Source organism: Thermodesulfovibrio yellowstonii DSM 11347, from assembly GCF_000020985.1.
Lineage (GTDB): Bacteria > Nitrospirota > Thermodesulfovibrionia > Thermodesulfovibrionales > Thermodesulfovibrionaceae > Thermodesulfovibrio > Thermodesulfovibrio yellowstonii.
This window is the reverse complement of the sequence record NC_011296.1, coordinates 1902792-1915141: the sequence shown is the minus strand read 5'-3', so window position 1 is coordinate 1915141 and position 12350 is coordinate 1902792. Positions and strand designations below refer to the sequence as shown.

11 protein-coding genes are annotated in these 12350 nt (G+C 34.6%); 2 read left to right on the top strand and 9 right to left on the bottom strand.

Annotated elements, in window-relative coordinates:
* The 7 genes from ligA to dsrA all read right to left on the bottom strand — a co-directional run bounded on the left by ligA (position 1) and on the right by dsrA (position 5820).
* Positions 1–2013, bottom strand: a complete 2013-nt coding sequence (ligA, locus tag THEYE_RS09875; protein ID WP_012545963.1) for an NAD-dependent DNA ligase LigA — start codon at positions 2011–2013, stop codon at positions 1–3.
* 20 nt (positions 2014–2033) lie between these two features.
* On the bottom strand, positions 2034–2363 hold the full coding sequence (locus tag THEYE_RS09870) for a hypothetical protein (RefSeq protein WP_012545064.1): 330 nt from the start codon (positions 2361–2363) through the stop codon (positions 2034–2036).
* Complete coding sequence (locus THEYE_RS09865; protein ID WP_012545611.1) at positions 2363–2632, bottom strand: hypothetical protein; 270 nt, start codon at positions 2630–2632, stop codon at positions 2363–2365. The genes THEYE_RS09870 and THEYE_RS09865 overlap by 1 nt, the downstream gene beginning before the upstream one ends.
* A 15-nt stretch (positions 2633–2647) precedes the next feature.
* Positions 2648–3118 carry a CinA family protein gene (locus tag THEYE_RS09860; RefSeq protein ID WP_012546719.1) on the bottom strand — a complete coding sequence of 157 codons (471 nt, stop codon included), beginning with the start codon at positions 3116–3118 and terminating at the stop codon, positions 2648–2650.
* Positions 3119–3194: 76 nt separating this feature from the next.
* On the bottom strand, positions 3195–3419 hold the full coding sequence (locus tag THEYE_RS09855) for a hypothetical protein (RefSeq protein ID WP_012545371.1): 225 nt from the start codon (positions 3417–3419) through the stop codon (positions 3195–3197).
* A gap of 57 nt (positions 3420–3476) precedes the next feature.
* Positions 3477–4577 (bottom strand): dissimilatory-type sulfite reductase subunit beta, encoded by a 1101-nt coding sequence (dsrB, locus tag THEYE_RS09850; RefSeq protein WP_012546493.1) that lies wholly within the window; start codon positions 4575–4577, stop codon positions 3477–3479.
* A gap of 34 nt (positions 4578–4611) precedes the next feature.
* Positions 4612–5820, bottom strand: a complete 1209-nt coding sequence (dsrA, locus tag THEYE_RS09845; RefSeq protein ID WP_012545539.1) for a dissimilatory-type sulfite reductase subunit alpha — start codon at positions 5818–5820, stop codon at positions 4612–4614.
* Positions 5821–5968: 148 nt separating this feature from the next.
* Here dsrA and smc point away from each other — a divergent pair, with 148 nt between their 5' ends.
* Positions 5969–9415, top strand: coding sequence for a chromosome segregation protein SMC (gene smc, locus THEYE_RS09840; protein WP_012546468.1), 3447 nt, complete (start codon positions 5969–5971; stop codon positions 9413–9415).
* Positions 9412–10770: an FAD-binding oxidoreductase gene (locus THEYE_RS09835; protein WP_012545680.1), complete on the top strand. Its 1359-nt coding sequence runs from the start codon at positions 9412–9414 to the stop codon at positions 10768–10770. The genes smc and THEYE_RS09835 overlap by 4 nt, the downstream gene beginning before the upstream one ends.
* Here the strand turns inward: THEYE_RS09835 and THEYE_RS09830 are convergent.
* Both THEYE_RS09830 and THEYE_RS09825 read right to left on the bottom strand, forming a co-directional pair.
* On the bottom strand, positions 10745–11599 hold the full coding sequence (locus tag THEYE_RS09830) for a ParB/RepB/Spo0J family partition protein (protein ID WP_012546849.1): 855 nt from the start codon (positions 11597–11599) through the stop codon (positions 10745–10747). The two genes, THEYE_RS09835 and THEYE_RS09830, sit on opposite strands and share 26 nt — an antisense overlap.
* A complete protein-coding gene (locus tag THEYE_RS09825) occupies positions 11580–12350 on the bottom strand; it encodes a ParA family protein (RefSeq protein ID WP_012546810.1) in 771 nt (256 codons plus the stop codon). Before THEYE_RS09825 ends, THEYE_RS09830 begins: the two co-directional genes overlap by 20 nt.

The following is a 12350-nucleotide window of genomic DNA, read 5'->3' as shown; positions in this document are numbered from 1 at the left end:
TCACTCCAGCATTTTAAGAAATTCTTCGTATGAAAGGGTTTTTACTCTCAGTGCCTGAGCCTTTGCAAGCTTGCTTCCAGGGTCTTCACCAACTAAGAGATAGTCCGTGTTTTTTGAGACTGATGAAGAGACCTTGCCACCTGCTTTTTCTATCATTTCCTTGACTTCCTCTCTTGGTTTTGGAAGAGTTCCTGTTATTACAAAAGTTAATCCTTTAAGAGGAGAGGGCTTTTTTTCTTCCTCAAATTCAGGATTTTCCACTTTAAGTCCCATCCTTTTTAATTCCTCTATTGCTTTCAAATTCTCTTCGTTATTGAAAAACTGTTCAATAGTCTTTGCTGTTTTCTCTCCAATTTGTGGGATTTGGACTAACTTTTCTGCCTTTATATGGTATAAATCTTCCAGTTTTCTAAAATGTTGTGCAAGAAGCTTTGAGGCATACTCTCCTACCTGACTTATTCCAAGGGCATAAAGAAGCCTTGAAAGAGTTGTTTTTTTACTTTTAGCTATTGCCTCAATTAGCTTTTTTGAGGAAAGCTCTGCAAAACCAGGAAGTCCTTTTATGTCTTCCTGCCTTAGTTTGTAAAGGTCTACGAAGTGTTTTATGATTCCTTTATTGTGCAAAAGCTCAACAGTTTTATCACCAAGTCCTTCAATATTCATTGCCCTGCGGGATGCAAAATGTTTAATTCTTTCTTCAACCTGAGCAGGGCAGTTAAAGTTAATGCATTTAACTGCTACCTCACCGGGCTCTCTAACTGTTTTTGAACCACAAACTGGGCAGTGTTCAGGTATTTTTACCTCTTTTTCCTCGCCTGTTCTTCTGTCTTTAACCACTCCAATTATGTGGGGAATTACCTCGCCAGCCCTTTCAACAATTACATAATCGCCAACTCTTATATCTTTTCTTTCCACCTCATCCCAGTTATGCAGTGTTGATCTTGAAACTGTAACTCCACCGATTTTTACAGGCTCAAGTACGGCAACAGGAGTTATAACCCCTGTTCTTCCCACACTTGCAAGAATGTCCTTTAGCTTTGTGATTCCTTGATGGGCAGGATATTTATAAGCAATTGCCCATCTTGGTTCACGAGTTTTTGTGCCAAGCTTACGCTGCAATTCAAAACTGTTTACCTTTACAACAGCCCCGTCTGTTTCAAAGGGATAGCCTTGCCTTAGTTTTTCAATCTCTTTAATTGCCTCAATAACCTCCTCAATGCCTTTTGCAAGTTTCACATAGGCAGGCACAGGAAATCTCCCTTTTTTAAGCCACTCAATAAACTCTATCTGACTTTTAAACTCTATGCCTTTTACATATCCTATTCCATAGCAGGACATATAAAGCCTTCTACTTGCTGTTATTGAAGGGTCAAGCTGTCTTACAGAGCCAGAAGCTGCATTTCTTGGATTGGCAAATACAGGCTCGCCTTTTTCGATTCTCTCTTTGTTTATTCTTTCAAACTCATCAATGTTTAAGTAAACTTCCCCACGGATATCTATCTCTTCTGGAATTTTGTCAACTCCCTCAATTCTCAAAGGGATAGCTTTTATTGTCTTTATGTTCTGAGTAATATCCTCACCAACATAGCCATCACCTCTGGTTGATGCTTTGTAAAGAAGTCCATCCTTGTAAGATAATTCCACAGCCAAGCCGTCATACTTTGGCTCAACAGTGTATTCTACTTCCTCTGAACTTCCAAGAAGCCTTTTAACTCTGGCATCAAAATCTCTTAACTCTTCTATGGAAAAGGCATTATCAAGGGAAAGCATTGGTTCACGGTGTTCAGCCTTTTCAAATTTTTCAGATGGTGCAGCACCTACTCTTTGAGTTGGTGAGTCTGGCAGTATGTATCCCCATTTTTCTTCAAGCTCTTTAAGTCTCCTTAGCATCATGTCATACTCTTCATCAGATATCACTGGGCTATCAAGCACGTAATAACGGTAGTTGTGATAGTTGAGTTCTTTGACAAGTTTTTCAATCTCTTTTTTTATATCTTCAGGTATCTGCTTCATTCAAAACCTCCAGAAAAATCTTAAATTAATCCCATTTTTTCTAAGTATTCTAAACTCTTTACAATAAAATCTTCTATTTCCATGGGTTCTGCGGGCAAATGCAACTCCGGATTTTCAAAAGGATGTTCGTGATAAAATCCTCCTTCTTTGTCTATACCATAAACTCTGCTGTCAGAGATAACTAATGCAAGATTTGTTTTTTGTTTTCGGGTGTTTATATATATTTGGATGAAAATTTCTAATGAAAGCCCTACTCTTGCAATTAAGGAAAAATTAGAAAAATCTAAATGAAAAATTTTTAAATTGTATTTTTCTGCAAGATTGTCTATTAAACTTATATATTCTTCCATTAATCATCTATTTTTTCAATTTTTCTGAGCTTTTCGGTAAGAGTCCTTAAAGATTCTAAGGCATGCTCCCACTCCATTGCATCTTTCTCCACATCCCAAGAAAATCCTTTCTCCTTTACGATATTTTTCTTCTCAAACTCTTCAAAGCTCATGCCGTATTTTTTTTTCATTTTTTCGTCTATTAATCTATAAAGAACTATTCTTCTTCTGTATTCATTTAATGCCATTTCTTTAAGTTCCTTTTCTGTAATCAGTTCAGTGAGTTTCATCTTTCCCCTTTTTTATTATAACAGTTCAAGAAAAAGTTTCAATGCTTCCTCAGTTGCCTCTGTTTTATTTGATAGTCTATCTCCCTGTAAATTCAATTCTTTGATATGGACTTTTTCAGGCGTTGCAACGGCAATATAAATTAAGCCTTTTGCTTTTCCCTCCATCACATCAGGACCAAGATTTCCCGTTGTAGCAATTGAGTAATCGGAGCCAGTAAGAAGCTTTATTTTTAATGCCATTGCCTCAGCCATCTGCGAAGAGATTACGCCATAATCTAAGACTTCCTTTGCAACTCCAAGAAGTCTAAGCTTCATTTCCGTTGCATAGACTACCATTCCTCCAAGGAAAACTTTACTTGCACCAGGAATATCAGTGATTGAAGAGGCTATTAGCCCACCTGTGCAAGACTCTGCGGTTGAAAGAGTTTTACCAGTCTGGATGAGTTTTTTAATAATGCTGAATGCGATAGAATTTAAAAAATGCATTGTTAATTATAGCAAAGCTTTAAAATAAAAAAGGAGGGATTAATCCCTCCTCTAAAAAAAATTATTCAATGGTTGACTAAGCGCCCTTCCGTTTTTCTCCTAATTCTATGTAACTTCCACCAAAATATGTATAAATCAAATCGCCTGCATCAATAAGTTCTCTTATTGCTGCCTTGGTGTCAGCATCTGAAATGCCTTGCTGTCTAAAATGCTTTATCAAATCTGCTTGTTTAAATTTCTTCTTGCCGGCTGACTGCTCAATAAGCTGATAAATTGCCTTTTTGAGTTCCTCTTTCTCCATTAAAAATCACACTCCTTTCATAAAAATTGAGAAGGAGGGTTACCCCCTCCTTCTTACTTATTTAGTCCACTTAAATTGTGTTGTAGTTCTAAAGGTCTTGAATGCATATGTCCAGTCATCAATGTGCTGGAATGTGAATGGTAAGCCAGTGACTGCAAAGAATTTTTCCCAGCCAATTCTTTCAATCCATTCACCTACTCTCTCATGTTTCTTTGCACCAGCAACATAGGCATCAAAAATTTTTCTTGTAGCCTTTATAACTTCTGGCCATCTTGGTGGAGTATTTGGTAAATAAGCAACAGCAAGTTTTGAAAACATTGGCGGTTTTCTCAAGTTGCCAACTTTTCCACCAACAACTATTGCAACACCGTCATTTTCAGGGTCTGCAATAGGAAGTGCAGGACAAACTGAGAAACAGTTACCGCAGTACATACATTTTTCTGCATTAATCTTTATGGATTTCTTCGCTGGATCAGGAGTAATTGCTGCTGTTGGGCATGCAGCCATTGTTGTTGGAAGCTCACAGAGGTTTTTGAAGTTGTCATGGTCAATTCTTGGAAGCTTTCTGTGAATTCCAACGAAAGCAATATCAGAGCAATGAACTGCACCGCACATATTTGTGCAGCAGGCAACAGCAAATCTCACTTTATTTGGGGTCTCTTTTGTTGTAAAGTAATCAGCAAACTCATCCATTAAAGCCTTGACAAGAGCTGATGCATCAACAGCTGCTGAATGGCAGTGAATCCATCCCTGTGTATGAACTATATTACTTACTCTTGAGCCAATACCACCAATCATATATTTCTTTGCCTTAAGTTCATCCAAGAGAGGATTTACCTTGCTTTCATCAGATACAAGAAACTCCACGTTGTTTCTTGTTGTAAATCTGAAATATCCACCGCAATATTTTTCAGCAATGTCTGCAATATCTCTTAAAGTATCTGTTGATAAAAGTCTTGGAGATGCTACTCTTACTGTCCAGATTTTATCACCAGAATTAGCTATATGAACCATTAATCCTGGGCTTAATATTTCATGTGTTTTCCAGTCTCCATAGTTTTTCTGGATTACTGGTGGTAAAAAGTTTTTGTAATGGGGTGGTCCTATATCAGTTTTCCTTTGTTTTACATCTACTACATCAGGAATTACATAAGGCATAATTCTTACCTCCTTTTATTTTGTTAGTTAGTATTTATTTTAAATATTCTTCCCAAGGTTTCTTTTCAAGGTCTTCTTCTGTCCAGAACCAGAATGGGTCATTTCTTGGTTCTCTAACCATCTCAGGTGTTGGTTCAAGTCCACATACTTCAAGGAATTCTCTCATACCACGACGAATTATAAGCTCACCAATTCTCTCTCTGTTCTTTCCATATTCATTCCACCAATCCCACATATTTCTGATAAGGTCTTTAATTTCCTGATATGGTGGCTTCATTTCCATAAATGGAACAATTACCCAAGAAAGGGTTGCACCGATAACAAATGGTGCTTTAGCACCGATAAGAAGTGTTGCACCAAATGGTGGTGTTGGCTTTAATGCACCTGCAAGCTTTGTAATACAATGCATACAGTGTAAACAATCGCTATTATTTATTGTGAGGTTATTACCATCCCATGTAATACATTTACCAGGACAGAAATTAACTATTTCTTCCTGAATGTTCATGCCTTTCTTTGCATAGTCTTTTACTTTATCCTGATCAATTGCTATGGGTCCTTTCCATGTTCCAATTATAGAAAGGTCTGCACGGGCTATTGATGCATTACAGTCAACTGGACAGCCGACTGTTTTGATTTTAAACTTATATGGGAACTGTGGTCTGTGGAGTTCATCCTGAAACTCCTGAGTTAAATCATAGGTAATATCAAGGGTATCAATCATTGCCCACTCACATCTGGCTGGTCCAAGACAACAGCTTGGTGTTCTCATTGCAGAACCAGAACCACCAAGGTCAAATCCATTAAGGCTAAGAATGGTAGCAAGAGGCTCAAGATTATCTGTGACAGTTCCTAATAAAACCATGTCACCTGTAGAACCATGGAAGTTTGTTAATCCACTTCCATATTTGTCCCAAAGGTCGCAGATAAATCTGATGGTTTCAGAATTGTAAAAAAGTCCTGAAGGCTGGTTAACACGGACTGTGTGGAAGTGGGCAACACCTGGGAACTGGTCAGCTAACTGGGAGTATCTTCCAATAACACCACCTCCGTATCCTCTGACACCAACGATTCCGCCGTGTTTCCAGTAAGTCACCTTGTCTCTAAAACTTTTTTCTAACTGTCCAAGCTCATCTGCAGCCATTGCATTCTTCGCAGCTGCTTTTTTAATCTCAGTAACAAAACTCGGGAATGGACCCTTTTCAAGCTCATCCAATAAAGGTGTGTCATACTTCTTCGTCATAATTTCCTCCTGCTGTTAAAATTTTTTGAAATTATACCATAAAATTTTGTGTCTATCAACAGTAAAATAGTTATGCCCATTTGGTCAAATAAAAAAAATTTATGTTCACATTAAAGCTTTTAAATTAAAAATAAGCTAAAATATTTTAATGCGGATTAAGTGGATAGAATTAAACGGATTTAAATCCTTTCCTGAAAGGACAAAAATAGAACTTAATGAAGGAATAACCTGCTTTGTTGGTCCCAATGGAGCAGGAAAGAGCAATATTATAGATGCATTCAGATGGGTACTTGGTGAGCATAATCCCCGTATTTTAAGGGGAGAAAAAATGGAGGAAGTTATATTTCAGGGAACTTTCTCAAAAAAAGAAAAAGGGCTTGCAGAAGTAACACTTCTTTTAAATATTAAAAAAGAGTCAACAAACGGAAATGATCCAGAAACACAAGAGATAGAAGTTAAAAGAAGGCTTTATAGAACAGGAGAATCCTATTTTAGCATCAATGGGAAACAGTCACGGCTAAAAGATATTAAAGAAATTTTCATATCTGAAGGAGTTGATATTAGAACTTATTCAATAATTGATCAGATAAAAATAAATGAAATTTTATTCAAACCTTCTCAAAGAAAGAGTCTTCTTGAAGAATGTGCTGGAATTTCTTTATATAAGCTGAAAAAAACAGAATCTGAGACAAAGCTTCAGTCAGCAAAAGAAAATCTCCAGAGAATAGAAGATATATTAAATGAGCTAAAAAAGCAGTATTCATTACTTGAAAGACAGGCAAAAAAAGCTGATAAATATAGAAAAGTAATGGAAGAACTAAAAGATGCCGAACTAAAAGTTTCAAAAACCGAAATTCTAAATCTTCTTGGTGAACTGCAAAAATTAAAAAATGAAATAGAAAATCTTGAAAATAAACAATCAAAGCTTAAAGAAGAAAATGGAAAAATTATAGAAAAGATTAACCATCAAAAAAAATACATAGCTGAAATTGAAGTCACTATTCAGGAACGAGATAATCAGATAAAACAAGGAGAACTTGAAAAGGCAAAAATAGAAAAGGAATTAGCGCTCCTTGCACAGGAGGAATTAAATAAAAAAGAACAGATAAAAAAACTTGATGAAGAAAACACTTCAATACATGACGAAATTGAAAAGGCTCAACAGGAACTTAAAAACTGTCATATTCAATCTCAAGAAATTGAAGAATTTATTGATCTTATTCAAAAAGAAATAATTAGTGAAGAAGAAAACCTTTTGACTCTTCAAAAAGAGATTGTTGAGATTGAAAAACTTATTGAAAAAGAAAGGAAAACTCTTTTTAGTCTTACAACAGAACTTGCTAATAAGAGAAATAATTATCAATCAATAAAAAAATCTCTTGAACAAGTTCAAAATAGGATAAGTAATATTGAAGTCAGGAAAAAGGAAATATACCAGAAAATAAGGCAGATGGAAACAGAAGTTAAAAATAGAGAGATAAAAATAAAAAGCCTCAAAGAGGACTACCAAGAAGAGATTTATAAAATTAATATTCTAAAACAGCAACTTTCAGAAGCAGAAGGTTTATTTGAAAGCCAAAGTCAGATATTGTTAGAAAAGAAAAAAATAGAGGCTATTATTAACGGAAAAATTGAAGCTCTATCGTCTGAAATCTGGGAGGAAAATAGTAATCACAAATTATTTTTTGAATGTATAGATGTAAGTCCTGAAGTTGAAGAGTTGGTAGAAATCTTTTTAGATGATAAACTTAAAGCATCAATTATAGACAAAATTGAAGAAATTGAAAGAGTTCAACATAAAAAATTTTTCTTTCTGAAGAATAATGACCAAACTACAGCAGAATCTCCAAATCTTCCAGGCATAAAAAAAATAAAAGATTTTTTACAAATAAAAGATTCTGAAATTAGTGGTGAAATTTTTGAAAATTTATTCATCGTAAATAGCTTAAAAGAAGCATTGGAAAAAAGAAGAGCCTATCCACAATGTTCATTCATAACAACTAAAGGAGAAGTAATATTTTCAGATGGATTCATAAAAGTGGGTAGACCTACAGATTTACTCAAGAAAAAAAGAATGTTGGAAGACTTAAAAGCTGAAAAAAATAAATTAACAGATGATATCAAATCTATTGAGGAGGAAATTAATAGAATAAGAGCTAAAAGGGAAGAACTAAAAAAAGAGATTGAAGAAAAAAGAGCATATATTACTCAGCTTAACAAAGAAATTTTTCAGACAGAAGAAAGATATAAAACTTTTCTTAAGGATATTGAACAAACAAAACAAAGATTAAAATACATGGAAAATGAAGAAAAAACAATACGGGATGAAATAAATCAAAACACTAAACTAAAAGAAGAAGTCTATGTAGAAATTCAAAATTTATCACTTTGTATTGAAGAGTTAGAGGCAAAAATTGAAGAGCTTAAAAATGAACAGAAAGAGATTTTGAATAAAAATGATATTCACAAAGAAGCTGTATCAAACAAAAAAATTGAATTGTCTACTCTTAAAGAGAAATTAAACAGTAAAAAAATAGAGATAAAAAGATTGAATGAACACCTTAAAACCATTTCCATTAAAAAACTGAAAAATGAGGAAGAAATTGAACAAAATAAAAAAAGGATAAATCAAATTGAATATGAAAAAGCTGAAAGAATAAAAAATCTGGAAAATCTTAACTTAGAAATAAATTCCTTAAAAGAACAAAGGGAATCTCTTTTAGAAAAACTTCAAAATGAAAAATCAGTCCTTACTGAACTTGAAAAAAGCTATCAAAGACTAAATGAAGAACTGCAAAGCATCACAGCATTGCTCGGAGAGAAAAAAACAATAGAAGGAGAAGGTAAAATTAAGCTTGAAAATATATGGAATGAAATCTATAATCTTTATGGAGTAGATATAATCAAGGAAGAATTTGAGACTGTACAAGAGATAGAACAACTAAAAATAAGAATTACTCAACTTAAAAATCAACTTAGAGATATCGGACCTGTTGATGTGGATATTTTGAGAGAATATGAAGAAGTAAGGGAAAGATATGAGTTTTTACTTAATCAACAGGAAGATATTAAAACTTCCATAAAAGAGCTTGAAGAAGCGATAAGAAAGATTAACTCTCTTACAAGAAGAAAATTAAAGGAAACTTTTGATTTACTTAAAGATAAATTTAATAACACGTTTCAAGAGCTTTTTGGAGGTGGCAAGGCAGAAATAATTTTAACTGATGAAATAAATATTCTTGATTCAGAAATAGACATTTTTGTTCAGCCACCTGGTAAAAAATCCAACAGTATCAATCTTCTTTCTGGAGGGGAAAAAACGCTTGCAGCAATAGCCTTTGTATTTGCTTGTCTTTCAATTCGTCCATCTCCTATATGTATTTTTGATGAAATAGATGCTCCACTTGATGACCCCAATATATTAAGATTCAGAAAATTAATAAAAGATTTAAGCTCTAAAACGCAATTTCTTATAATCACCCATAACAAGCTCATGATGGAGTGTGCAGATTACATATACGGTATTACAATGCAGGAAGAGGGTGTTTCAACAGTTATCTCATTAGGACTAAAAGAAGCTGAGGTTTATGCATGAAGGATTTAAATTTAATTCATGGTGTAGATATATCTGATGTAAAAGAAGACCTTATATGTTACAGCTATGATGCATCCTATGCTCAGGGAGCGATTCCAGAGTTGGTTGCGTGGCCTAAAAATAGCGATGAGATTTCAAGAATTGTAAAATGGGCTACAAATAAAGGTTTGAAAATAGTTCCAAGAGGAGCTGGAACAGGCATGGCAGGTGGAGCTATTCCTATTAATTCAAGAAGTATAGTAATAAGCCTTGAAAGAATGATAGAAGTGATTGAGATAAATCCCAAAAATTTCACAGCTACTGTTCAACCAGGTGTGATAAATGGAGATTTTCAAAAAGAACTTTTAATTCAGAGCCTTTTCTATCCTCCAGACCCTGCGTCTTTAGATTACTGCACAATTGGTGGCAATGTAGCAACAAATGCAGGAGGTCCAAGAGCTATAAAATACGGTGTTACACGAAATTATGTCATGGAACTTGAAGTTGTTCTTCCAAATGGCTCTATTGTGAATTTAGGTGGTAAGACTGTTAAAAGAGTTGTAGGATATGAGTTAAAGGAACTTTTTATTGGTTCGGAGGGAACTCTTGGAATAATCTCAAAAATAACCTTAAGAGTTTTACCAGAGCCTGAGGAAGTCATCACTCTTCTTATAAGCTTTAAAGAGCTTGAGAATGCAGGAGATTGTATCCCAAAAATTATAGGTTCTGGAATAATTCCAAGAACCCTTGAGTTTCTTGATAACACCTGTCTTCAAATAATAGAGGAAAATAAAGACCTGGGATTATCCTTAGACAGTGATGCCTTACTTCTTGTTGAGCTTGATGGAGAACTCACCTCAATAAAAAGACAGGCAGAAAAGATTGTTGATATTGCAAGAAAATTTAAAGGTGAAACTCAGATCGCTACAGATTACTACTCAAGAGAAAATCTATGGCAGGCAAGAAGAAGTATATCACCATGTATTTTAAAAATGAAGGATAAAGAAAAAATAAACATTGATATAGCTGTTCCTATAGATAATCTTTCAACAGCATTAACTAAATTGAAAGAACTCTCATTAAACTCAGATATTCCAATAGTATCCTTTGGACATGCTGGAGATGGTAACATACATGTAAATATCCTTGTTAAAAAGGGCGATGAACAGCACAGACAAAAAGGATTTGATTTAGTAAAAAAAATTTTTGAGATTATAGTTTCTCTTGGAGGAGCTATATCAGGAGAACATGGAATTGGAGTTACAAAAAAGTCTTATATTGATCTTCAGCTTTCAAAAAAGAATATAGATTTAATGAGAGCTGTAAAAAGAGTTTTTGACCCTAAAGAAATTATGAATCCGGGAAAGATTTTTTAAATATCCTCTGAAGAATTCCATCAAGCTCATCAAGGGAGTTATAAAAGATTTCAAGTCTGCCACCTTTGCCCTTATGTGAGATTTTAACCTTTGCACCAAGCTCACTTGTGAGTCTGTCTTCAAGTTGTGCTATTTCAGGAAATTTTTCCTTCTGTTTTTTTAAAAGAGGTTTCGCTAATCTTTTTACGAGTTCTTCGGTTTGCCTTACAGAAAGGGATTTTTTTATAACAATTTGAGCAACTTCTTTTTGTTTTTGAGAATCATCAATTGAAACTATTGCCTTTGCATGTCCTATTGTTAGTGAGCCATCTTTAAGATAAGTTTTAATCTCCTCAGGAAGTTTAAGGATTCTTAAATAGTTTGCTATTGTTGCTCTGTCTTTCCCAACTCTCTGAGATAGTTCTTCCTGTGTAATATTAAACTCTTTAAGAAGTCTTTCAAATGCAGAAGCTGTTTCAACAGGGTCAAGGTCTTCTCTCTGAATGTTTTCAATGAGTGCTATCTCAACAGCTTCAGCAGGAGAAACGTCCTTAATAATAGCTGGAATCTTCTCAAGTCCTGCAAGCTTCGCAGCTCTCCATCGCCTTTCACCAGCAATTATTCTGAAGGTACCATCTCCTGCTCTTGATAGCACAACTGGCTGAATAATTCCTTTTTCTTTAATGGATTGGGCAAGTTCTTTAAGAGCTTTCTCATCAAAGCCTGTTCTTGGTTGAGCTATACCAGGAAGTATTCTTTCTATTGGCACTTCAATTAATGAAGCTTCTTTTTCTGCCTTTTCAACTTTTGGTATTAAAGCATCTAATCCTTTACCGAGTGCTTTCTTCACTTAAAAACTCCATTGCAAAACTTAGATAACTCTGCGATCCCTTTGATCTCATGTCATAAAAAACAGCTGGCTTTCCATGACTTGGAGCCTCTGCCAGAGTGACATTTCTTGGTATTACTGTATTATAAACTTTTTTGCCAAAAAATTTTCTAACCTCTTCAGCAACTTGTTTTGAGAGTGTGTTTCTTCCATCAAACATAGTAAGAAGAATTCCCTCAATTTTAAGAGCAGGATTTAATTTGGCTCTTACAAGTTCAACTGTTTTCATAAGCAATCCTAATCCTTCAAGCGCATAATACTCGCATTGAACAGGAATTATAAGAGAGTCTGCACAAACAAGACAGTTAAGAGTAAGAAGACCAAGTGAAGGAGGTGCATCAATTATTATAAAATCAAAATCTGAACCAAATTGAGAGAGCATTTTTTTTAAAACAAATTCCCTGTTTTCTCTGTGGACGAGCTCTACTTCAACTCCGACAAGGTCTATTGTAGATGGAATAATCCATAAATTTTCATACGCTGTTTGAACTTTTGCTGTTTCGAGTGAGGAAGAATTCATGTAAAGGTCATAAAGACTTAGACTAAGTTCATCTCTTAATATACCAACTCCTGTTGTAAGATTTCCCTGCGGATCTGAATCTACTAAAAGAACCTTTTTCCCTTCTATACTGAGACAGGCACCTAAATTTAAAGCTGTGGTAGTTTTTCCAACTCCACCTTTCTGATTTGCTATTGTGATTATTTTACCCAT